Below are 21,271 nucleotides of genomic sequence, written 5' to 3' on the forward strand. Positions count from 1 at the left end.
GGAATACGGGCGGGCATTCCAAGCCCGCCCCACACGGAGAAAAACACATGGCCGACCTGCTCAAAAAGCCCTTTGGGACCAGAGGTAAAGTGCATGACATCACTCCGGCCAGTGCCGGGTGGCGCTATGTGGGGTTTGGGCTTTACCACCTTCGGGCAGGCGATACAGTGGCCGAGGCAACGGGTGATCGCGAGGTCATTCTGGTCATGGTCGAGGGCAAGGCCCGCATCGCCGGAGCTGAGCGGGACTGGGGTGTTCTGGGCGATCGGATGAACGTTTTTGAGAAGACTCCGCCGCACTGTCTTTATCTGCCGAACGGCACAGAATGGACGGCCACAGCCGAAACGGATTGCGTGATTGCGGTGTGTACAGCCCCGGGCAAGAGTGGCCACTCTGCGCGACGCATCGGTCCCGAAGGCATTACTCTGACCGAGCGCGGCAAGGGCGTAAATACGCGCTATATCAACAACATAGCGATGGAGAATGAGGACTATGCTGATAGCTTACTGGTGACCGAAGTGTTTACGCCAAACGGGCATTGGTCATCGTATCCCAGCCATCGACACGATGAAGAAGATTTTCCGCGGATCACCTATCTGGAAGAGACCTACTACCACCGTCTGAACCCGGCGAATGGGTTCGGGATTCAGCGAGTCTATACCGATGATGGGCAGTTGGATGAGACTATGGCTGTTTCCGATGGCGATGTTGTTTGCGTGCCCCGCGGTCATCACCCATGCGGCGCACCCTATGGATTCGAGATGTATTATCTGAACGTTATGGCCGGACCGCTGCGCAAATGGCGCTTTGTTCCGGCCCCCGAAGTTGAATGGATCATGGAGCGCGACGCGTAACGCGCACGCCTACCTCTGCGCGGGCGCACCAAAGGCCCGAATGACCATGCGGGCTGCCGCCTCAACCGGGTCGTGGGTCTCCTTCAGGATCGTCACGCGGTCAAATCTGTCAGGGTCTCGGTTGACTGCCTCGCGCAGCGCGTTACCAAATGCCATGCGCAGTTCGGTACCGATATTGAACTTGCAGATCGACGTTTCCCGCGCCAACCGGCTGCGTTGTTCCACAGGCACGCCAGAGCCGCCATGAATGACCAACGGAACACTTGTCGCAGCGTCGATTCCGGCGATGCGAGCCTCGTCCAATCCGCCTTCTTTGTTTTGCTGCAGATGAACGTTTCCGACTGAGATGGCCATTGCGTCCACGCCGCTTTCACGAGCGAACTGCGCGGCCTCGTTTGGATCTGTCCCGTTCGATCCTTCGCCGCCGGAATAGCCGACAAAGCCGATCTCACCTTCGCAGGAAATACCGGCCGCATGCGCCATTTCGGCAATGGCAGCAGTTTCGTCGATGTTTTGCTGCAGCGGCTTGCGTGACCCGTCAAACATGAGCGATGTGAACCCGCTGTCCAATGCGATCTTGCAGTCCTCGAATGTATAACCGTGATCCAGATGGGCCACGACCGGAACCGAGGCATTTTCGGCCAGGTAGCGAAACATCTTTCCCAGAACAGGCAGGGGCGTGTGTTCGCGGCAGCTTGGACCAGCTTGTAGGATGACCGGCGCATTTTCCGCCTCGGCTGCGGCTACATAGGCGCGCATATCCTCCCATCCCAGCGTAACAAGCCCGCCAACAGCATAGCCGTTTTCGTATGCAGGGGTGAGGACGTCTTTGAGTGTGGCGAGGGTCATTTGAATTTGGCAATCATGTCTTTGATGCCTGGAATGGTCTCGACCTGATAGGCATGGGTTGGTTGGAAGTACTGGACCAGCGAACGCTGAGTCAAACCGCCAAGGATGGTGAAATAGTACATCTCGTATCCCGGCAGAACACAGCAGGGGTGATAACCCTTGTCGATGCAGATCGTTGAGCCGTCGACGATGTGATAGGCGTCGCCCGGTTCGTTATCCTCACGCTGCAACATCTGAAGGCCCGATCCCCAGTTGGGTTTGAAACGGAAATTGTAGGTCTCGTCGTGCCGCGTCTCTTCCGGCAGACGGTTCGTGTCATGCTTGTGGCTGGGGAAGCCGGACCAGCCGCCCTGACCCACGGTGAACAGCTCACTGATCAGCAGGCGACCCACTTTGTCGTGCTGTTTTTGACCGAGGATGTGTTTGATTTTGCGATGCGTTTTAGTGTCGTCGCTGCCGTATTGCACAAGGTCGTGTTCACGCACATCGAACGGATCCAGTACCTTGTCGTACTTGGCGCCCGCTATGAAGATTTCGGTTTCATCCGACACGCAGACCAGTTGGACCTTAGCGCCGACCGGCACATAAACGCCTTCCGGATCCCCATCCCAGACGTCTTCGCCCCGCTTGCCCAGCTTGGCGAACTGCTCGCCTTCTACGTCGACATCGACACTGCCCGTGGCGGGCACGATACACGTCTCATAACCGGGCACCTGATATTCAAACGCTTCGCCCTTTTTCAGTTTGACGATGTTGAAGTAGTTCAGCGGAACCGTTGGATCATCGGCGTCGACGATCGGTTTGTTTTGATTGTCATAGGGAGCGATGTGCATGAGGGGTTCCTATGTCGTTGGGCCGGGATTGGCCGCAAGAAATGCGTCCAGTTCCGGAGTTGTTGGCATGGCCGGAGCGCAGCCGGGCTTGGACACGACGATTGAGGCGCAGGCTGAGCCGCGCATAACCGCTTCTTTAGGCTCGCTTCCAGCGGCGATCGAGGCCAGCAGGCCGGCCATGAAACTGTCGCCAGCACCGTTGGGTTTGACTGCGGTGACGGGATAGATGCCGGTTTCGATTTCCTGCCCATCCACCAGAGTTACCGCGCCTTTTTCGCCCATCTTGTAGATCACGATCCGGCCCGGTTTCGCCGCCAACTCCTTGGCTTTGGCGAAGCCTTTGTCGATGCCGCCTGCCATGAAACCAAATTCTTCGTCATTGCCGACGATTAGATCGCTTGCTTCGCCCGCGCGCGACAGGACTTCGGCAGCAACCTCAGGTGATGGCCAACTGTACGGGCGGTAGTCTATGTCAAATATTACCGGCAAACCCGCCTTTCGGGCGTTTTCGAACGCGCGAAACGTGGCGCTGCGCGAGGGTTCAGCGGCAAACACCGTTCCGGCAGATATCACGGCTGAAAATTTGCCGTAGTCGACCTTGTTCATGTCGTCCTCGGTCACCTGAAAGTCGACTGCGCCGTTGCGGTAGATGACATTCTGAAATTCTTCGATCCGGCTTTCGTAAACGGCCAGAGACATGCGGTATTCACCACCGACGACGCGGATATAGGATGTGTCTACACCGTAGTGAGCAAGTTTATTCAGGCAGAAGCGGCCAACCGCATCATCTGAGACCGAAGTGATCAAGGATGCCTGGCTGCCCAGTTTGACCAGCCCCGCGCAGATATTTGCCGATGAACCACCCAGATCGGCGTGAAACATGTCGGCGTCTTCGCTTTTAACACCAACGGGATCGGCATACAGGTCCATGCCCGCGCGTCCAAAGACCGCGAACCGGTTTCCTTTGATACCGTCTATCAAAGCGCTCACGTCATGTCCTCCGGCAAAAATGGGCTGGCGAGGATCGTTGGTCCTTGCGTTGAATCGATTCACACGATACTGATTTTGCAACCGGTTGCAAATACATTGTTCGGAGCCGTTGCAGATGCCTGAAATCGGAATTGGAATAATCGGCGGTGGCTATATGGGCAAAGCTCATTCAGTCGCGATGTCAGCCGTAGGCCCAGTGTTCAACACAGCCTTGCGGCCACGACTTGAGATGATCTGCGCCTCCACGCCCGAAAGCACCGAGCGATACCGCGCGGCTTACGGCTTTCGTCGCGCGACCTCGGATTGGTCAGTGCTGGTCAATGACCCGGCAGTGGATGCTGTCGTGATTGCCTCGCCTCAAACAACGCACAGACAGATTGCAGAGGCCGCGTTAGCCTTGGGCAAGCCTGTGTTGTGCGAAAAACCCCTCGGATCTTCTTTGGATGATGGGCGCGCAATGGTTGCCGCGGCCGAGGCCACGGGCGTCACCAATATGGTCGGGTTCAACTACGTCAGAACGCCCGCAACACAGTTTGCCCGTCAGTTGATAGCCAACGGTGAATTGGGGGACATAACCTGGTTTCGCGGCGAGCATACTGAGGACTTCTATGCCGACCCTGACGCCCCGGCCACATGGCGGACGTCCGGAATGGCCAACGGCACGATCGGAGATCTTGCCCCACATATGGTCAACGGTGCTTTGGCCCTGATCGGTCCGATTGTCGAGGTTATGGCCGAAGTCGAAACGGTTCATACTGAGCGCCCAGGCGGCACCGTCACCAATGATGACCACGCGCAAATCATGTGCCGGTTTGCCAGTGGCGCGATGGGCAATATCTATGTCAGCCGCATCGCGACAGGTCGAAAGATGGGCTATGCCTATGAAATTACAGGCACCAAAGGCGCAATCCGGTTTGATCAGGAAGATCAGAACGCCCTGTGGCTCTATCGGCGCGAAGGACCAGAGGAAGAAAGGGGCTTCACTAAGATCCTGACGGGTCCGGCGCACCCCGACTACGAGCCTTTCTGTCAGGGCCCCGGTCATGGAACAGGTTATCAGGACCAGATCATCATCGAGGCCAAAGATTTTCTTGAGGCCATTCACACGGGCAAAACGATTTGGCCCACATTCCGTGATGGGCATGAGGTCAACTGCGTTCTGGCCGCCGCGTTGAAATCGTCAGAGCAGCGGCAGTGGCAGGACGTCAGTACCGTCTGAACACAAAAACTAAGAGATCATCTAAGAGAGACGAGAACCATGGCAAAGCTGAAATGGGGCATGATTGGTGGTGGTGAAGGCAGTCAGATCGGACCCGCACACCGGTTAGGAGCGTTGGCGGACGGGATGTTCGAATTCGCTGCGGGTGCTTTGGATCACCGACCCGAAGTGGGGCGGGAATATGCGCGACGACTTGGAGTGGCATCGGATCGTGCCTATGGCGACTGGCAGGAAATGCTGGCCGGGGAAAGGAACCGTCCCGACCGGGTTGATCTGGTGACCATCGCCACTCCGAACTCCACCCATTTTGAAATTGCCAAAGCGTTACTTGAAGCCGGGTTCAATGTGCTTTGCGAAAAGCCAATGACAATGACCGTGGAAGAGGGCCAAGAGATCGTTCGCGTTGCAGAGGCCTCGGGCAAGATTTGTGCCGTGAACTATTGCTATTCCGCTTATCCGATGGTGCGCCAGGCGCGCGCGATGGTTCGGGCCGGGGATATTGGCAAGGTGCGTCTGGTTGTGACGAATTTCAGCCATGGCCACCATGGCGACGCGACTGACGCCGATAACCCGCGCGTACGCTGGCGCTATGATCCAGCGATGGCGGGTGTGTCTGGCCAATTCGCCGATTGCGGTATCCATGCGCTGCACATGGCCAGTTTCATCAGTGACGATGAAGTCAAAACCTTGTCTGCAGATATGGCGTCTACGATTTCAAGCCGCGAACTTGAGGACGATGCCATGGTCAACTTCCGGACCGAAGGCGGTGCTGTCGGGCGGTTGTGGACCTCTTCGGTGGCAATTGGGCGTCAGCACGGGTTTGATATTCAGGTGTTTGGCGAAACCGGAGGTCTTCGCTGGACGTCGGAGCAACCCAATCAATTGATCTATACGCCTGTCGGTGGCCGTACACAGATCATCGAAAAAGGCGAGGGCGGTCTTCACGACGATGCGCAACGATTGTCCCGTGTGGCGATTGCCCATCCCGAAGGGTTCCCGCTGGCCGTGGCCAACATCTATTGCGATCTTGCCGACGCTATTCGCGGAGAGGCGCGTGATGGTCTGCCTACACCTGCCGACGGAGTGCGGTCGATCGCAGCCGTGCATGCCGCAGTGGCGTCTGCAAAAAATGACGGGGCATGGACGGACGCGCGCCCACCGATGTTTCGCTGATCAGGGTCGGGGCCGCAATGTGCCCCGCTCGATCACACGGCAGGGGAAAATACGGGCCTCGGGGTAACGCTCGGGGTCTTTCAGCATCTCTTCGACCAGGTCGACGGATGCGGTAATGATTTGTTTGATCGGCTGATGAATCGTCGTCAGGTTCACGCTTTCCCAGCGCGACATCTCCATGTCGTTCAGGCCGATGATGCCGATGTCTTTGCCCGGTTTCAGCCCGTGATCGGAAAATGCGGACAGGGCACCTATGGACAGAATGTCGTCGCCGCAAAAGTACCCTTCTGCAGGGCCTTCCGCCAGTTGCTGAAGCATTTCTTCTCGCCCGGCTTCAAATGAATAGGCGCCTGCGAAGCAATGCGTCACTTCGAGTTCCGGGTGCTTTTCAACTTCTTCCATGAAGCCGCGATACCGATCCATCGCCGATGTCGCATCTTTCGGGCCGCCCAGATAGCCGATACGACGATACCCCCGCGACGACAGCTCGCGCGCGGCCATGCGTCCGCATTCAACGTTGTCTATGCCTACAACATGCACCTCAGGTGACGTCGCAGATCGACCGAAAGTGTGCACTACCGGAACACCTGCATCGTGGAACGCCTTGGCAAAGCTGGGGGGCAAGGTAGATGAGGCGACGATGGCAGCATCCACAGAATACTGCCGCAGCATTCGGACCGAATTTGTCGGCTCGGTTTCGTCGGTCAGGTTCACGATCAGCGGACGCAGGCCGCGTTCCTGCAAAGCGCGGGTGAACTGGTCAAAGACCTCAAGAAAAATGGGGTTGTGGAAGTTGTTAGAAATCAAACCGATCAACTTGGTGCGTCCGGTTGTCAGCGAAGAAGCCAACGCGTTTGGGCTGTACCCCAGTTCGGCTGCAGCCTTCTCCACCTTGCTCCGTGTCTTTGGTGATACGGACGCGCCTTCGGTAAAGGTCCGCGATACGGCAGAGCGAGATACACCGGCCAGTGCGGCCACTTCTTTGAGGGTCACACTCATAGCTGGCACCGATGGGTTCGGGGATGGCTTTCAGTCAAATTCATGGGAAAATACTACGCCCTATTGCGTCGGGTTTGCAATCGGTTGCAAGGGTGTGCTGAAAAGACGTTGGGTTCCTTGCAAAGAAGCATCGAAAATCTCAAGCCCTCCGACTTGGATGCAATCTAAGGATTCAGACGCTGTATCGAAGGGGGTTTAGGCAGGCACATCGCTCCTAACGACCCTGACATTATGTGGCCTGCAACTTGAGAATGCCCCTTTTCCGACCTCATTGAAGCAATGACCATTCAAGACGGTTATCTCCGCACACTTCAGCCCGAACACGCATTGCCCCGCCTTTGGTGGGCGCAGCGACAATTGTGCCTTCTTTGACCGGCGTCAAGGGTGTTGTCGTCCATCGCAGTCTTTGTTCCATGGTAACATGCTTAAGTGGGCGCTGCAGACTGGGTTCTTCGTAAAAAACGGGGCAGTGGGGCGCATAAACGTTCAGGGACGTCATCTTGTAGGCGGTGAACACATCAAACGGCTTACTCCGTTTTATGGCCGCCCGCGTGGAATGCCGCCACGCATCCAGACCTGCTGGTGACACATAGAGAATAGCTATCGCACCGGCCATAGAATGCAGCCTCAGCCAATCGCTGTTCTCAGTCGAAGCGAGTGCAAGGTTGTAATGCGCGCGGTGGCCGAAACGTTGAACATAGCGACGTATCCAGGGAAAGCAGCCGAAGGGCGAAACGCCCAAATAAACGACGTCCGCATCTTTTGGAATTTCAGGAATGGTCAGGTCTTCGGTCAACGCGGAGACATCATCCTCCAGAACCAATGCCGGGAGCGTTTTGAGTGACTCAAGCGCTGCAAGGTGGGCGCGGGCGCAGTTTAAGGCACGGCTTTGTCCGGCGCTGCCTTCTGAAAATGAAAAACTGATGCCGTGCTTGTTCATCAAGTTGGTCATATGAAGCCGTCTGCTATTGTTATCGGGTAAATTGATGACCCGGCAGTCTGCGACGATTGCGCTCAACTTTTTCATTTTGGTGTCCGTCAGCTGCGCCACGCAATTCGCGCAGCCGATGAATGATCGTGGATCGGGGGTTTCAAGATGCTTGAGCATCGGCTCTGTTGCAATCGTTGCTTTGGCCTACGCGGGGCATGGGACATGGACCTGAATCCGCCCGACAACAATTGTCAGGCAAGAGACAAAGTTGGGCTGTTCATACATAGCTTGGACGCCTGCCAAAACAGAACGTCCTCAAAATCCTGAAGCGCCTGAGATTTCTCCTGCGTTGCGGGGTACAACAAACCAAAGGTCATCCAACGCTCTGGTGCGATCGGAACCAGGGCCAAACGTTCTTTTGTTTCCTGTGCTGCGACCAACTCGTCAGCAATGGTTATACCGGCGCCTTCCGCGACAAGCGAACAGGCAAGCTGGGACGCCGCGACTTCGCAGGTATGTCTGGGATTAACGCCCGCTGACCGGAAGATGTCATCAAGCTGTTCGCGCAATAGAAGCCCGTTCATCAGCCGAATGACCGGCTCGCGGGCAAGATCTGTCGCCGTAACCGACTTGCGATCAGACAATGCATGCGCAACCGGCAAAACGGCCTGCGCCCGCACCCGCAGCAGGGGTTTTGTCCTGACGCCCGGATGCTCGACCGGCAATGCTCCGATGCCGATGTCATATTCACGTCCGGCAAGCCATTTGCTGGCCTCACGTCGTGCCCGGATGTCCAGAGTTACGTTTGTATCAGGGTGGGCTTGCAAAAACATCGCAAGTGCAGGCGCCGAAATTGCCCGTGCGATACGCGGCATCGTGACCACGCGCAGTGTTTCCGTACGTCCGGCTTTAATCTCTGCAGCGATGCGGGGCACTTCATCAAGGTTGTCCAGGATACGCCCGGCTTCGCGGTAGAATGCCAACCCTTCGCGTGTCGGAGTCAAGTTGCGGCCGCTGCGGTCAAACAGGGTCAGGCCCAATTCTGCCTCAAGCCCGGAAATCAGTCGGCTGATTGCAGGCTGACTCAGGTGCAGAATTTCAGATGCAGCAACCAGCGTTCCTTCGGAAAGGGTGGCACGAAAGGCGCGAAGGGCTTTGATATTCATCAGGCGGACTCTTTACTAATTTGCAAGATAAGATAACATCTTTGCATTTTTATTAACACTGAATTTAAGCTAATTTTGATCGCATCTTAGGGAGGATGCTATGAAGCGTAGAACAATTCTCACTGCTGTTCTTGCGGCAGTAACCGTGACTGCAACGGCAACGGCAAGTTTCGCAGCCGACTGGCCGAAACGTCCGATCAACCTGGTTGTTCCTTACAAAGCCGGCGGTGGTACAGACGCTTATGCTCGCGCTATTTCGGCAGCAGCCGAAGGCATTCTGGATGTTCCAGTTGTCGTCGTGAACAAACCCGGCTCGGGCGGTCTGAATGGTGCGAACTCGGTCGTGGGTGCACGCCCTGACGGCTATACATTGATGATGACTTCGGGCGGTTCGTTCCTGTTGTCGACCATGACACGTGACACCGATATCGATGCACTGGACAGCTTTGAGTTTGTTGCTCAGGTCGGTCAGCTGCAAACGTCGCTGATGGTGCCGCTGAACAGCCCGTTCGAGTCCGTTCAGGACGTGATCGACGCGGCCAAAGCCAACCCCGGTCAATTGCGTTGGGCCCATTCGGGTCGCGGAGGCTTCCACCACGTTGGTGGCATGGGCTTCCTGGCCAGCAATGACATCGAAGCACAGGACGTACCGTTCAAAGGTGGCGGACCAACCCGTGCTGCACTGATCGGTGAACAGGCCGACTTTGGTTTCCTGGGTGTTCAGCAGCTGGCAGGGTTTGAAGAGCAGCTTCGCGCCTTGGCCGTCAACAGCCAGGAACGCGATGGCATCATGAAAGACGTGCCTGCATTTGGCGAGCTGGGCATCCCGTTTGCCGCTGTATCTTCGCCGGTAATCGTTTTCGCTCCGAAGGGCACACCGGCCGAGGTCGTTGCCGCGATGGAAACCGCGCTGGAGCAGATCGCCGCGAAACCCGAATTTGCCGAATTGCTGGCCTCGCGCGGAACAGGCCCGGTCTATCAGAATGGTGCGGACGCCAAAGCAACGCTGTCCGCCATGAAAGAGGACGCCGCTCCCCTGGTCGAAAGTCTGACCAACTAAAGTCCTCGGGGCCGGGTGGATATTCTTCCCCCGGCCTTTTTGTATCTAACGCAATCAGGGAGGAACGATATGCGCGCCTATGCAGAAGGCCTTGTGCTTGCCCTTATTTCCATCGTTGCCATTTGGGGCGCCTGGCAAGTGCCAGCAGCTTCGCCGGGGGATACCTGGGCTGGCATCGTACCATTTTCAGCATCCATCGCACTGCTGTTTCTTTCCGGCCTGTTACTGTTAAGCGCCGTCCGTCAACCGGCTGGCGATGCCGGTCAGGAACAGGAAAACGGCGCAACCCTGCAGATCATTGGTCTGTTCATCATCGCCCTGATCTATCAGCAGTCATTCCGCTGGTTTGGCTATCTTTTGCCAACAGCGATCGCTGCGCCGGTCGTTTTGTACTTCTTCGGAGTTCGCAGCTGGATCGGTCTGGCGGTTTCCGTCGTTCTGTGCCCGTTGATCTTCCACCTCATCTTTTTTGTGCTGCTTGGTGTGTACCCGCCTTATGGCGAGGTCTTTGACCTGCTCAGCTGGATACAGGGGTAAATCGTCATGGAAATTTTTCCCGCACTTCTTTCGGTCATAACCGACCCCAGTTTGCTGTTTGCCATCGTGCTGGCCGCAGCTGTGGGCATGGTCGTTGGGGCCACGCCCGGTCTGACCGCATCGGCAGCGATTGCCATGCTGCTGCCCATCACCTTTTACATGTCGCCACTATTCGCGCTCGCCTTCCTGTATGTGATCGGTAAGTCCGGTCGCTATGGCGGATCGATCGCGGCAATTCTGTTCAACACGCCGGGCACTGCAGCCAGTGCCGCGACACAGATTGACGGTTATCCCCTTGCACGCGCCGGGCAGGCCGGAAAGGCCATGAAGGTCGCGACCATATCATCAGTCATCGGTGACCTCATGGGGGATATCCTGCTGGTCGTCGGCGTTGGTTTCATTGCGGCTATTGCCCTAAAGCTTGGCCCGCCAGAAACCTTTGCGATCTATTTCGCGGCCTTCGTGGTCATCGGCTCGGTCATCGGCAACTCAATCGTCAAAGGGTTGGCCTCGGCGTTGATGGGCATCTTAATCGCTATGGTCGGATTGGACCCTATCTCAAGCGAAGAACGCTATACCTTTGGCTCGTTTGACTTGTCCAACGGGATTGGTCTTGTGCCCCTGATGATCGGTGTATTCGTTTTGGGCGAGGTCTTTGCCCAGTTGGAAACGCGCCGCAAGGCAACCGGTGAAACCAAAGAAAATGAAAGCACGGAAGACGGCAACAGCCTGACATGGGAAGAGTATAAACCTTGCTTGCCTCATGCGTTCCGTGGAGGCTTCATCGGTGCAGGTATCGGTGTGCTCCCAGGTTTGGGTTCGGCTATTGCGGCCTTCATTTCGTACGGTGAAGGCAAACGCCGCGCCAAAAACCCCGAGAAGTGGGGCAAGGGCGCGCTGGAAGGTGTCGCAGCACCCGAAGCCGCAAACAACGCGGTGTCGGGTCCGTCGATGGCCCCGCTGCTGACGCTGGGCATTCCGGGTTCGACGATTGGTGCAATCCTTTTGGGTGTTTTCCTGATCCACGGCATCCAGGTAGGACCAACCCTGTTCCTGACTGACAAAGAGCTGGTCTACAAACTGTTCGCCTGCGGGATGCTGGGTATCGTGGCCTATGGTCTGATCGGTTACTTCGGTGCCACTCAGGTTGCACGAATTATCCTGAAGATCCCGACCAATGTCCTGTACCCGCTGATCTTCCTGACCGCGTTTGTCGCAGCTTATTCTGCACGTGGATCAATGTTTGACGTCACGGTCATGACCTGTGCGGGCTTTGCTGGCTGGCTGATGCGGAAATACGACTTCAACGTAGCGGCATTTGTCATTTCGTTCGTGCTGGCCAAAGGTGCTGAAGAGACATTCCGTCAGTCGTTGCTGATGTCCGATGGCGGGGCCCTGATCTTCGTTGAACGCCCGATCGCTTTGGCCTTTCTGGTCATCGGCGCAGGGGCAATTGCCTTCCGCGTCCGTGGGATCATGAAAGAGCGCAAGATCGCGAAGGGAGCGTTGGAAGATGCTTGAACACTCCCTTTACCGCGACTGCTTTTCCAGCGCCGATATGCGGTCCGTCTGGTCGGAACACGCCACGATCTCGGCCTGGTTGAGGGTTGAACAGACGCTGGCCCGTCACCAGGCGCTAGAAAACCAGATCCCGCAAGAGGCTGCAGATGCGTTGGACGCGGTGTCAGTCTGCAATCTGGATACCGAGCGGTTGCACGAAGACATGATGCTTGTTGGGCGCCCGATCGTTGGTCTTGTCGAACAATTGCGAAGGCAGGTCGGTGAGCACGCGACACAGGTGCACTACAGGGCGACAACGCAGGACATTATGGACACCGCTCTGGCCCTGCAAATGAAGATCGGTCTGGAGCACATCCAGACCGGACTGCAAAGACTGACCACCGCTATTGAGCAACACATCGATCAGCTTGGTGATACTATCATGATCGGTCGCACGAATGGCCAGCATGCCTTGCCCATTCGGGCCGAAACTAAACTGACCGTCTGGAAAGTTGAACTACAGCGGCGGGCACAAGCGTTGGAAGAAGCAGGTGTTCGCGGCCTGAATGTCCAGATTGGTGGCCCCGTTGGCGATCTGCGCGGTTACGAAAACGGGACCGGACATCGCATCAAGGAAGGCGTTGCGGCCACTTTGGGTCTGAATGTAGTTGAGCCCCATTGGCAAAACGCCCGTGACGGGCTTGCCGATGTTGTAACTGCGCTGGGAGGGCTGTGTGCGACGCTGTGCAAGATCTCGCATAACGTCAATCTGTTGTCTTCATCGGATATTTCCGAATGTTCCGAGGTGCATGAAGCCGGTAAAGGCGCGTCTTCGGCTATGGCGCACAAACAGAACCAGCGCGCGTCAGAATTCGGAGAGGCCGTCGCCCGGCTTGGACGACAGCGGGCTGAACAGATCGGCGAATTCACCACCCATCAACACGAACGTTCGGGTGGTATGTGGATTGGCGAATGGATCGTTATTCCCGAGACGTTCTTGCTGACTTCGGGCGCATTGTCATGGGTCGAAACGATCTTTGCGAACTTGGTTGTGGATTCTGAATCCATGGCCCGCAAGGTTAACGACTTTGAGTATAGCACGGCTGGGAAAACGCACTGAAGCGAAAAGACTGGTCATATCACCGCTCATTTCTCGAGCGGTGATTGACGATGCGGGATGTGATCACTGGGTCCTGCGCCTGAATTGGGGCTTTCGCTTTTCCAGAAAGGCATTCATGCCTTCTTGTTGGGCCGGCAATCCATAAAGCGCGTGATACATCTGCCGCTCGAACCGCACACCCGATTCAAGTGTGCTCTGGTCGGCCATGTTTACGCAAGTACGCGCCATACTGACGATATCATCAGCGTAATCTGCAATGGTTTCGGCCACCTCTTGCGCGGTGTCCAAAAGAGTGTCCTGCGGGACAACCCGACTGACCAAGCCCATCTGCAGGGCCTCTGACGCGTCGATCATGCGCCCGGTCAGGATCATGTCCATAGCTCTGGCACGGCCGATCAGCCGCGTAAGTCGCTGCGTGCCGCCAATGCCGGGAATGCAGCCGATTTTGATTTCGGGCTGACCGAATTTCGCAGTGTCCGAGGCCAGAATGACGTCACACATCAGCGCAACTTCACACCCGCCACCCAGGGCATAGCCACTGACCGCTGCCACCTTGGGCAGGCGAAGCGCCGCAAACCTGTCCCATTCGGCAAAGTAGTCACTTGCCTGCATGGTCGCGTAGGTTTGCACCGCAAGCTCGCCGATATCTGCCCCGGCGGCAAAAGCACGATCATTGCCCATAAGGATCAAGCAGCCGATGCCGGAGTATTTATCGAATTCGGTGGCGGCGGTCAGCACTTCGTGCATGAGTTGTGTGTTCAATGCGTTCAGATGATCGGGCCGATTGAGGCGGATCGTCGCGACCCGCCCCTGTGTATGGGTTTCGATTGTCTCAAACATGATCAGCTATCCCAAATTGCGCCATAGGCGGGAATGCCAAGGCTTTCCAAGTCATGCACAACCTTGCGGGTCAGCTTTTGGTTTGAGATCACGATAACTGCTTCGGCCCCGCTGTCGCGAACGGCTTGCAATGCCAAGGCCGAAAGGTTCGGTTTGCCGTCTTCGTCGGTGTCCCAGATCAAAGGCTGCTCGGTATTTGCTTCGATCTCGTCAACCAGCGCGTCACCATAGGTTTTGCGCGGGCTTCGGGTGGACCAGATCAGGCGGTTCGGCACTTCTTTGGCCAGCAGATGTGGCAGGATCGGCCCAATGCCCGAACCGGTGCCCACATACACCACCTTTTTGAACAGCACTTCGATCCGCGCGACACCGGATGTGGTGATGCCCTTGACCCAAACCTTCTTGGGCGGATTGTCGATAAAACGCCCGGTCCAGTCGCCCGCACGGCTGATGGCCAATCGGTAACCCGGCTGGTCCGGGGATGGGATATTGGCGAATGAGTGATACTCGCCAAACGGGGTGTGGCTGATCGCGTTCGAACTGCCGGGGAACGGAGTATCTCCATAGTCAAACTGCGCAATCACCGCATGGTTTGACGGCTTTTCGATCCGGACATTCACGCGTTTCAGGGTCAGCCACGGCGACAGGATCGACAAGGTGATCAGGCAGAGCATCCAGAAGGCCGGACTGTGCAACAACATGCCCCCCAGGTCATTTGTGATCGAGATCGTCTGCGCCCAAAACAATCCTAAAACCGTCCAGCCGACAAAGCGGTGCGTTTTCTCGAACGCATTGTGAAACCGCGCGCGGACCGGGCCGAGGGCCGATATCACCATCAATGTCATCAAGACGACCATTGTCGCGCTTAGGCCCAGTGTCAGGTCTGAGGGCAAGGCGGCTCCGTTGGCGCGGTTCCAAATTATTGCAAAAAAAAGAAAGCCGAACCAGATGGTTCCAGTGACGGCGCCGCCGGAATGCAACCCGCCAAAGTGGAACACCTTGCCAGCCCCCCAACGGATCCATAGTGGCCATGATGTGGGAATGCGTGTGGCCAGCCAGAACAGGGCGTTGACCACCCGCTGTTGCCGGATCAGGATGCCGAGGCTGAGGTTGATCAGCGCCATATCCGCAATCGGGCCGAGCGTGAATGCATTCTCAGCGAACCAAGTCCCATCGCGCAATCCAACCACAAAGACGGCCAGATTCACCAATGCAACCAGCATCACCAGGCGGCGGTATTCCATCAGGGCCGGGTGGCGGGTCACCCGCCGCCAATTCAGGCCGCCTGTGTCTAGATTTGTCGTCTGCGTCGTCATCAGTTCAACTCCGCACCAGTTGTCGCGATATGGTTGCGCGCCAGATCCAGCAAAAGACGCTTGTCCAGCTTGCCGCGCGGAGTGCGGGGCAACGTGTCCACCGGGACCACAACGGCGGGGCTGCAGTAATATGGCAAGCGATCTGAGACGGATTGGGCCGCCTGCTTAGGGCAGGCCGACGACGGTGAGATAAAGCTGACCAGATTGCGGCTGTCATATTGCAACGTCACCGCCTGCTGACAGCAGGGCGAGGCCTCAAGCGCAGATGTAACGCCGTCCAGCTCAACCCGAAAGCCCCGTACTTTGACTAGGTCGTCAACGCGCCCGAAATGTTCTAACTCACCGGTCTTCGTCCAGCGTCCCAGATCACGGGTGCGGAACATCATATGTCCCGGTCGAAATGGGTCGGGTCGGTAACGCTCGGCCGTCAGTTTGGGGTTGGCGAGGTAACCGGCTGTGACGCAATCGCCGCCAGCCCACATCTCGCCCTTTTCGCCGATGGGCAAAGGGCGCAGGTTGTCGTCCAGAACATAGACCGTGTTGTTCGGTGTCGGGCACCCGATCGACAGAACCGGTTTGTCGGGGTGATGCGGTTCGGCCGTATTGATGATGGTGGTCTCGGTCGGACCACAGGAATTGTAGAAGGTGCAAAAGGAAGACCAGCGATCGGCCAGCGGGCGCGGACAGGGCTCACCTGCCACGGCAGCTGTTTTGACCTGCGCGCAACGGGTGTCGTCCAGTGCGTTCAGGATCGACGGCGTGGCGATCAGAACATCCACCTTCTCGGCCGTTTCCTGAATCGATTTGCCACGGATCACCAAAGTTGCGCCATTGGACAAAGCGCCAAGGATCTCCCACGCTGCCATGTCGAATGAGATCGACAGGATCTGTCCGACCCGCAAGCCCGGTCGCATCCCCAGATCCCCGGGGGCGGTCAGCAAGATATTGGCCAGGTTCCGATGGCTAACTTGTACGCCGTTTGGAACGCCGGTTGTGCCGGACGTGAACAATATCATCGCCAAATCGTCGGGGCTGGCCCGATAAGCAGGGCCGGGGGCCGGGGCGTTCAGCATCGGGTCGAACATCGTCGTATCAATTGTGATCAGGGTCTGGTCCAATCCAACGGGGATTTGATCTGCCAGTTCGCTCAGGCTGAGAATGATTTTTGCACCAGTTACATTCGCAACATGGCGTAAGGTTTCTGTTGGCGCGACACCGACATGCTGCGGAATATAAGCGGCCCCAAGCTTTATGGCGGCGACGATACCTACGACCATTTCGACCGAACGATGCAGGAACAGGCACACCGCGTCGCCGCGTTTCACGCCATGGGCGCGCATGACATTCGCCAATCGGTTCGAGGCCTCGTCCAGTGCCCGGTAGCTGAGGTTATGGTCCGCACATTCCACTGCGGTGGCATCGGGCTGATCCCACAATGACTGGCGCAGCGCATCGGCGATGGTGGCATAGCGTGGCAGAACCTGCGGCCCCCAGCCAAAGGATAGAAACAGCTTTTGATCTTCGGGGCTGAGCGCGTCCAGCGCACCCGGCTTTTTTGTGCGGGCTAGTTCGGTCTGAGACAGGGGGGGGTAGTTTGTCTGGGGATCGGTTGCGATAAGGTGCATGGCATTCTCCAGTTCAAGAAGGGGTCACACCTTAGTGATAATGGGAAAAATTCCCATTAAATGTCACATTCGATCACATTTTGAACACGAAAGCGTTGAATTCGTTAATTCTAGGAAAATGTTATCAACTACCAATCCGTGACGAGTTCCCAAATGTCGAATGATCCCAAGCCTCCTCTTGAAACCGCGCTGTCTGCGTTGCTGGTCCCACTGGCACAGGCAATGGTTGCGCATGGGGTCACGCTTGGCTCCGCGACCGAAGCTCTAAAACTGGCCTTGCTAACGGCAGCTGAGCAAAGCACAGACGGAAAGCTAAGCGACAGTCGCGCCAGTCTGTTGACGGGTCTGCATCGCAAGGATGTTAAAAGGCTACGCCACATCGACGATGATGCCCCGTTGAAGCGCAGTTGTAATGCGGCGGCACTGGTCATCAGCTATTGGTCGACGACGCCCGAATTTCTGGACGACTTGGGCGCGCCTCGGATTCTAAGCCGTAAAGGCGACGAAACTGGGCCGGGATTTGATGATCTGGTGCGGCGCGCGCGTGTGGACATGGCCCCAGGTACCGTTCTGGAAACCTTGGTCGTTCAAAAGAATGTGGAACAGGTCGGAAAAGGCGAGCTTCGCCTGTTGTCCCAAGCCTTTCTTCCTTCTGCTGGAAGCACTGAACAAGTGGCGGCCTACGAGGCGACGCTGTCTGCGCATTTGGCAGTGGCAACACAGAACCTGATGGCAGAACCGGATGCCCTACGCAATTTTGACCGTGCGGTGCGGTATTCTCATCTGTCGTCAGAATCGATTGAAGAGTTGCGTCTATTCTCGTCAGACAGAGCGCAAAGGCTGCTGCAAGAGATCAATTCCTTGGCCCGCGAGCTGCAGGATAAAGACAGTAATGGCGATCACAGTGGTCGATTTGCAGCGGGCGCTTTTGTCCTGCCCTCGCCGCAAAATGCGCAAAGTAAAAACCCGATAGAGGATGAGTAAGTATGGGTGTGTTTCTTCGTGTGCTCGCCGCGTTTTTCATGGTGTCTTGGCTGCCTGCTCCGATTCAGGCCGAAGACAAAGGTGAAACTGATCGTGAAGGTGGCATTATCGGCACTGGTATCGTGGGCACAATCACCGATCTGGGCAGCATCCATGTAAATGGGCAGCATATTCTGTTCGATGACCAGATGCCGGTGGCCGACTCGGTTCCACTGATCTCTGCGGGTGATTTGAAACCGGGTCATACTGTTGCGGTTATTGTAGCGCAGGAAAATGGCGGGTGGCACGCAAAACATATCCGTCAGGTCCTGCCTCTGGTCGGACCAGTGTCCAGCGTGCAGGACGGCCAGATATCGGTTCTTGGAACCGAAGTTGCGTTTGAACGGCAGGCAGACATTCAAGTCGGCGATTGGGTCGCTATAAGCGGATTGTGGCAAGGTCAGTCAGTGCGCGCTTCACACATCGAAAAACTGACAAGCGTTGGGCATCGGGCGCGGTTGTCCGGCACATATCTTGGGTCTGACCCTCAGGCCCAAACAGTGATCGGGGCAAGCGTCGTCAGTGGGCTTGAGCCGCAACATCTGTCGCCGGGTGATCTTGTTCGAGTTGTCGGGCAGCCAACCCGCGCCGGGATTATGGCCGAGCGTCTAGAAGCCGGGCTGTTCGCCGGTGCGGTCGGCGTTGTTCAGGTTCAGGGCTATTACTCGGAACCCCAGCCCAGTGGGTTGTATACGGTGCTGGGAAGTGGCTTGATCGCCTATAGCGATCAGCCCGAGATGATAGACCCGAACACCCTTGTTATCCGCTGCGGCGACGGCAGCGGGTTGGTGAATGCAGGCAGCATAGGTGCTTTCGCTCAGCTGGGATGCTGAAACGTGAACTCTGGTTTTGGCTTTCCGGCGACACGTTTGATCCGGGAGGGTTTAGTCGTGCCCTCAATCTAATCATAAGGTCTGATCCGTGTGGATCCGGCCGGAGTTTTGAAAGCACGAAAGCGTTTCAGAAATGAAACGCGAGGTGACTTGCCCCAAAGGCAAAGCTGAACTTATCGTCGCACGTAGGATAAGCACCCTGCGGGCAGCGCAGGGTAAAACTCTGGGAAAGCAAGTTTTCAAGAAGGTATGCCAGATGTCTGAAAGCACCCCAACGCGTGACGTCGTACTTAGCCAGGCGCAATCCGACAAATATTGGGGGGATGGGTTTCTTTTTCCGCTGACCATCTTTTCGGAAAAGGAGGCTGCCGAAACCCGCGCTGAGCTTGAGCGGATTGAGCGGGAGTGGCTTGACGCGGATCTGCCCTTGCCGTTGAACACCTATAAACGGGTCAACGCACATCTGGTGATGCCGCTTGCGGCGCGTGTCGCGACGGATCCCCGCGTATTGGATGTGGTTGAGGGTGTATTGGGGCCGGATATCATGGTCTGGTCAGCTGAATTCTTCATTAAAGAGCCGCACACAGCCCATACCGTCGGGATGCACCAGGATTTGACCTACTGGGGTATGGGTGAAACCCCGGATCAGGTCACCGCCTGGATTGCGTTGTCGCCGGCAACGGTTGACAGTGGGTGTATGGATTTTGTGCGCGGCAGCCACAAGAACCCGATCCTTCCCCATAAGGACACGTATTCAGACACCAATCTTCTGTCGCGCGGACAAGAGGTTGCTGTGGATGTCGCCGAGAAAGACAAGACCCACATCGAATTGGCACCAGGGCAGATGTCTCTGCATCATGGGCTGACAATCCACGGTTCGGGGCCCAATCAATCGGGTGACCGGCGTATTGGTCTTGCGATCCGCTATCTTAACCCGAATGCCAAGCAACTGGTTGCCGAGCGAGACTATGCCATGCTGGCGCGCGGTCAGGACGGCCAAAGCAATTTTGTTCATGTCGAGCCACCAACCGAGTTGTTTTCTGCTGATGCGCTTGCGCTGTACGACAGGGTTCGCAGCGATCAAAGCGCAGCGCTGGCAGAAGGTGCAAAAGGCTCAGTACCGTTGTATGCGTCGTTCTGAAGCGCTTGCGCAAACGATGGTCAACTGCAGTTGAATCAAAGCCCGATCGTGGCGCAGGGTTGCATTCAGGGGTATATTGCTGTTTCTGAGGCGGCGAAAAGCAAATCAGATATTCTCGGATCGCGGCTATGACAAAAACAGCATTGGTGACTGGTATTACAGGGCAGGACGGATCTTATCTTGCTGAGCTATTGCTGGAAAAAGGGTATGAAGTCCATGGGATCAAGCGCCGTGCATCTTCGTTCAACACACAGCGCATTGACCACATTTATCAGGACCCGCATGTGCCCAATCCGCGCCTGCACCTGCATTACGGTGACCTAAGCGATACATCGAACCTGACGCGCATCATTCAAGAGGTTCAGCCGGACGAGGTGTATAACCTTGGCGCTCAGTCCCACGTGGCGGTCAGTTTTGAATCGCCGGAGTATACCGCTGATGTCGACGCGATCGGTACGTTGCGCCTTCTCGAGGCGATCCGCTTTCTGGGTCTTGAGAAAAAGACACGCTTTTATCAGGCGTCCACGTCCGAACTGTACGGATTGGTCCAAGAAACACCGCAACGCGAAACAACGCCGTTTTATCCGCGTTCCCCTTATGCGGTGGCCAAGCTGTATTCCTATTGGATTACAGTGAACTACCGCGAAGCGTATGGCATGTATGCCTGCAACGGCATCCTGTTCAATCATGAAAGCCCACGCCGGGGCGAAACCTTTGTGACGCGCAAGATCACCCGTGGTCTCTCCAACATTGCACAAGGTCTGGAAAGCTGCCTTTACATGGGCAATATCGACAGCCTGCGCGACTGGGGGCACGCCAAGGATTACGTCCGGATGCAATGGTTGATGCTGCAACAGGACGCCCCCGAGGATTTTGTTATCGCAACGGGTGTGCAGTATTCAGTGCGGCAATTCATCGAATGGTCTGCCGCTGAACTGGGCGTGACGCTTGAATTCTCAGGTACAGGCGTCGATGAAATCGCTACGGTCAAATCCGTCGAGGGCGATAGTGCACCTGCGTTGAAGCCCGGCGATGTCATCATGCGCATCGATCCGCAATATTTCCGACCGGCCGAAGTGGAAACATTGCTTGGGGATCCTTCGAACGCCAAAAACAAACTGGGATGGGAGCCGGAACTGACCGTTCAGCAAATGTGCGTTGAAATGATCACCGAGGACCTGAAGACAGCCAAACGGCATGCCTTGCTAAAACAGCATGGTTACGAATTACCGGTCACGCTTGAAAATGGCTAACGCAGGGGG

The 21,271-nt window shown here is 56.5% G+C and carries 20 protein-coding genes; 11 read left to right on the forward strand and 9 right to left on the reverse strand.

All coding sequences use genetic code 11. From position 1 onward, the window contains the following. Window positions 1-47: 47 nt before the first annotated feature. Window positions 48-854, forward strand: coding sequence for a 5-deoxy-glucuronate isomerase (gene iolB, locus AC2FJE_RS10545; RefSeq protein WP_496756147.1), 807 nt, complete (start codon window positions 48-50; stop codon window positions 852-854). A gap of 9 nt (window positions 855-863) precedes the next feature. Here the strand turns inward: iolB and AC2FJE_RS10550 are convergent, their stop codons facing one another. The 3 genes from AC2FJE_RS10550 to iolC are packed head-to-tail and all read right to left on the reverse strand — an operon-like array spanning window position 864 to window position 3,526. Further along, the gene (locus AC2FJE_RS10550) at window positions 864-1,703 is read right to left on the reverse strand and encodes a class II fructose-bisphosphate aldolase (RefSeq protein ID WP_496756145.1); all 840 of its coding nucleotides are present in this window, start codon (window positions 1,701-1,703) and stop codon (window positions 864-866) included. Continuing rightward, entirely contained in the window at window positions 1,700-2,536 is an 837-nt protein-coding gene (locus AC2FJE_RS10555; RefSeq protein ID WP_496756143.1) for a 5-deoxy-glucuronate isomerase, read from the reverse strand. The genes AC2FJE_RS10550 and AC2FJE_RS10555 overlap by 4 nt, the downstream gene beginning before the upstream one ends. 9 nt (window positions 2,537-2,545) lie before the next feature. Next, entirely contained in the window at window positions 2,546-3,526 is a 981-nt protein-coding gene (iolC, locus tag AC2FJE_RS10560; protein WP_282152137.1) for a 5-dehydro-2-deoxygluconokinase, read from the reverse strand. A 115-nt stretch (window positions 3,527-3,641) separates the two neighbouring features. On the opposite strand from iolC, the gene AC2FJE_RS10565 reads away from it, so the two are divergent. Continuing rightward, window positions 3,642-4,745, forward strand: coding sequence for a Gfo/Idh/MocA family protein (locus AC2FJE_RS10565; RefSeq protein WP_496756141.1), 1,104 nt, complete (start codon window positions 3,642-3,644; stop codon window positions 4,743-4,745). A gap of 39 nt (window positions 4,746-4,784) precedes the next feature. Then, the gene (locus tag AC2FJE_RS10570) at window positions 4,785-5,918 is read left to right on the forward strand and encodes a Gfo/Idh/MocA family protein (RefSeq protein WP_496756139.1); all 1,134 of its coding nucleotides are present in this window, start codon (window positions 4,785-4,787) and stop codon (window positions 5,916-5,918) included. Here AC2FJE_RS10570 and AC2FJE_RS10575 read toward each other — a convergent pair whose 3' ends face one another. The 3 genes from AC2FJE_RS10575 to AC2FJE_RS10585 form a co-directional block, all read right to left on the reverse strand. Continuing rightward, a complete protein-coding gene (locus tag AC2FJE_RS10575; RefSeq protein ID WP_496756136.1) occupies window positions 5,919-6,917 on the reverse strand; it encodes a LacI family DNA-binding transcriptional regulator in 999 nt (332 codons plus the stop codon). A 268-nt stretch (window positions 6,918-7,185) separates the two neighbouring features. After that, window positions 7,186-8,025 carry a hypothetical protein gene (locus tag AC2FJE_RS10580; protein ID WP_282119496.1) on the reverse strand — a complete coding sequence of 280 codons (840 nt, stop codon included), beginning with the start codon at window positions 8,023-8,025 and terminating at the stop codon, window positions 7,186-7,188. A 74-nt stretch (window positions 8,026-8,099) separates the two neighbouring features. Then, window positions 8,100-9,014, reverse strand: coding sequence for a LysR family transcriptional regulator (locus tag AC2FJE_RS10585; protein ID WP_496756131.1), 915 nt, complete (start codon window positions 9,012-9,014; stop codon window positions 8,100-8,102). A gap of 100 nt (window positions 9,015-9,114) precedes the next feature. On the opposite strand from AC2FJE_RS10585, the gene AC2FJE_RS10590 reads away from it, so the two are divergent. The 4 genes from AC2FJE_RS10590 to AC2FJE_RS10605 all read left to right on the forward strand — a co-directional run bounded on the left by AC2FJE_RS10590 (window position 9,115) and on the right by AC2FJE_RS10605 (window position 13,231). Beyond that, window positions 9,115-10,074 (forward strand): tripartite tricarboxylate transporter substrate binding protein, encoded by a 960-nt coding sequence (locus AC2FJE_RS10590; protein WP_472725086.1) that lies wholly within the window; start codon window positions 9,115-9,117, stop codon window positions 10,072-10,074. Window positions 10,075-10,143: 69 nt separating this feature from the next. Further along, window positions 10,144-10,611 carry a tripartite tricarboxylate transporter TctB family protein gene (locus AC2FJE_RS10595; RefSeq protein ID WP_496756127.1) on the forward strand — a complete coding sequence of 156 codons (468 nt, stop codon included), beginning with the start codon at window positions 10,144-10,146 and terminating at the stop codon, window positions 10,609-10,611. A gap of 6 nt (window positions 10,612-10,617) precedes the next feature. After that, window positions 10,618-12,132 carry a tripartite tricarboxylate transporter permease gene (locus AC2FJE_RS10600; RefSeq protein WP_282119493.1) on the forward strand — a complete coding sequence of 505 codons (1,515 nt, stop codon included), beginning with the start codon at window positions 10,618-10,620 and terminating at the stop codon, window positions 12,130-12,132. Next, window positions 12,125-13,231 carry a lyase family protein gene (locus tag AC2FJE_RS10605; protein ID WP_496756126.1) on the forward strand — a complete coding sequence of 369 codons (1,107 nt, stop codon included), beginning with the start codon at window positions 12,125-12,127 and terminating at the stop codon, window positions 13,229-13,231. The genes AC2FJE_RS10600 and AC2FJE_RS10605 overlap by 8 nt, the downstream gene beginning before the upstream one ends. Window positions 13,232-13,294: 63 nt before the next feature. On the opposite strand, the gene AC2FJE_RS10610 is transcribed toward AC2FJE_RS10605, so the two are convergent. Genes AC2FJE_RS10610 through AC2FJE_RS10620 form a run of 3 tightly spaced genes read right to left on the reverse strand, consistent with a single transcriptional unit; the run spans window position 13,295 to window position 17,012 of the window. Continuing rightward, entirely contained in the window at window positions 13,295-14,071 is a 777-nt protein-coding gene (locus AC2FJE_RS10610; RefSeq protein WP_282152127.1) for an enoyl-CoA hydratase-related protein, read from the reverse strand. 2 nt (window positions 14,072-14,073) lie between these two features. After that, the gene (locus tag AC2FJE_RS10615; protein ID WP_496697694.1) at window positions 14,074-15,387 is read right to left on the reverse strand and encodes a ferric reductase-like transmembrane domain-containing protein; all 1,314 of its coding nucleotides are present in this window, start codon (window positions 15,385-15,387) and stop codon (window positions 14,074-14,076) included. After that, window positions 15,387-17,012 (reverse strand): amino acid adenylation domain-containing protein, encoded by a 1,626-nt coding sequence (locus AC2FJE_RS10620; protein ID WP_282169444.1) that lies wholly within the window; start codon window positions 17,010-17,012, stop codon window positions 15,387-15,389. The genes AC2FJE_RS10615 and AC2FJE_RS10620 overlap by 1 nt, the downstream gene beginning before the upstream one ends. A gap of 153 nt (window positions 17,013-17,165) precedes the next feature. Here AC2FJE_RS10620 and AC2FJE_RS10625 point away from each other — a divergent pair, with 153 nt between their 5' ends. The 4 genes from AC2FJE_RS10625 (at window position 17,166) to gmd (ending at window position 21,262) form a co-directional block, all read left to right on the forward strand. Next, entirely contained in the window at window positions 17,166-17,996 is an 831-nt protein-coding gene (locus tag AC2FJE_RS10625) for a DUF6502 family protein (protein WP_496756119.1), read from the forward strand. A gap of 2 nt (window positions 17,997-17,998) precedes the next feature. Continuing rightward, entirely contained in the window at window positions 17,999-18,868 is an 870-nt protein-coding gene (locus AC2FJE_RS10630; protein WP_496760927.1) for a DUF5666 domain-containing protein, read from the forward strand. A 256-nt stretch (window positions 18,869-19,124) separates the two neighbouring features. After that, window positions 19,125-20,009 carry a phytanoyl-CoA dioxygenase family protein gene (locus AC2FJE_RS10635; protein WP_496756115.1) on the forward strand — a complete coding sequence of 295 codons (885 nt, stop codon included), beginning with the start codon at window positions 19,125-19,127 and terminating at the stop codon, window positions 20,007-20,009. A 128-nt stretch (window positions 20,010-20,137) separates the two neighbouring features. Continuing rightward, window positions 20,138-21,262: a GDP-mannose 4,6-dehydratase gene (gene gmd / locus AC2FJE_RS10640; RefSeq protein WP_113790783.1), complete on the forward strand. Its 1,125-nt coding sequence runs from the start codon at window positions 20,138-20,140 to the stop codon at window positions 21,260-21,262. Window positions 21,263-21,271 lie beyond the last annotated feature (9 nt).

The sequence above is a fragment of the Ruegeria sp. CDSC002 genome, from assembly GCF_059610905.1.

What these genes read in the sequence shown, in the direction of transcription:
- iolB (WP_496756147.1), top strand. Translation starts at nt 48, where the DNA reads ATGGCCGACCTGCTCAAAAAGCCCTTTGGGACCAGAGGTAAAGTGCAT.
- AC2FJE_RS10550 (WP_496756145.1), bottom strand. Translation starts at nt 1,703, where the DNA reads ATGACCCTCGCCACACTCAAAGACGTCCTCACCCCTGCATACGAAAAC.
- AC2FJE_RS10555 (WP_496756143.1), bottom strand. Translation starts at nt 2,536, where the DNA reads ATGCACATCGCTCCCTATGACAATCAAAACAAACCGATCGTCGACGCC.
- AC2FJE_RS10565 (WP_496756141.1), top strand. Translation starts at nt 3,642, where the DNA reads ATGCCTGAAATCGGAATTGGAATAATCGGCGGTGGCTATATGGGCAAA.
- AC2FJE_RS10570 (WP_496756139.1), top strand. Translation starts at nt 4,785, where the DNA reads ATGGCAAAGCTGAAATGGGGCATGATTGGTGGTGGTGAAGGCAGTCAG.
- AC2FJE_RS10575 (WP_496756136.1), bottom strand. Translation starts at nt 6,917, where the DNA reads ATGAGTGTGACCCTCAAAGAAGTGGCCGCACTGGCCGGTGTATCTCGC.
- AC2FJE_RS10580 (WP_282119496.1), bottom strand. Translation starts at nt 8,025, where the DNA reads ATGCTCAAGCATCTTGAAACCCCCGATCCACGATCATTCATCGGCTGC.
- AC2FJE_RS10585 (WP_496756131.1), bottom strand. Translation starts at nt 9,014, where the DNA reads ATGAATATCAAAGCCCTTCGCGCCTTTCGTGCCACCCTTTCCGAAGGA.
- AC2FJE_RS10590 (WP_472725086.1), top strand. Translation starts at nt 9,115, where the DNA reads ATGAAGCGTAGAACAATTCTCACTGCTGTTCTTGCGGCAGTAACCGTG.
- AC2FJE_RS10595 (WP_496756127.1), top strand. Translation starts at nt 10,144, where the DNA reads ATGCGCGCCTATGCAGAAGGCCTTGTGCTTGCCCTTATTTCCATCGTT.
- AC2FJE_RS10600 (WP_282119493.1), top strand. Translation starts at nt 10,618, where the DNA reads ATGGAAATTTTTCCCGCACTTCTTTCGGTCATAACCGACCCCAGTTTG.
- AC2FJE_RS10605 (WP_496756126.1), top strand. Translation starts at nt 12,125, where the DNA reads ATGCTTGAACACTCCCTTTACCGCGACTGCTTTTCCAGCGCCGATATG.
- AC2FJE_RS10610 (WP_282152127.1), bottom strand. Translation starts at nt 14,071, where the DNA reads ATGTTTGAGACAATCGAAACCCATACACAGGGGCGGGTCGCGACGATC.
- AC2FJE_RS10615 (WP_496697694.1), bottom strand. Translation starts at nt 15,387, where the DNA reads ATGACGACGCAGACGACAAATCTAGACACAGGCGGCCTGAATTGGCGG.
- AC2FJE_RS10620 (WP_282169444.1), bottom strand. Translation starts at nt 17,012, where the DNA reads ATGCACCTTATCGCAACCGATCCCCAGACAAACTACCCCCCCCTGTCT.
- AC2FJE_RS10625 (WP_496756119.1), top strand. Translation starts at nt 17,166, where the DNA reads ATGTCGAATGATCCCAAGCCTCCTCTTGAAACCGCGCTGTCTGCGTTG.
- AC2FJE_RS10630 (WP_496760927.1), top strand. Translation starts at nt 17,999, where the DNA reads ATGGGTGTGTTTCTTCGTGTGCTCGCCGCGTTTTTCATGGTGTCTTGG.
- AC2FJE_RS10635 (WP_496756115.1), top strand. Translation starts at nt 19,125, where the DNA reads ATGTCTGAAAGCACCCCAACGCGTGACGTCGTACTTAGCCAGGCGCAA.
- gmd (WP_113790783.1), top strand. Translation starts at nt 20,138, where the DNA reads ATGACAAAAACAGCATTGGTGACTGGTATTACAGGGCAGGACGGATCT.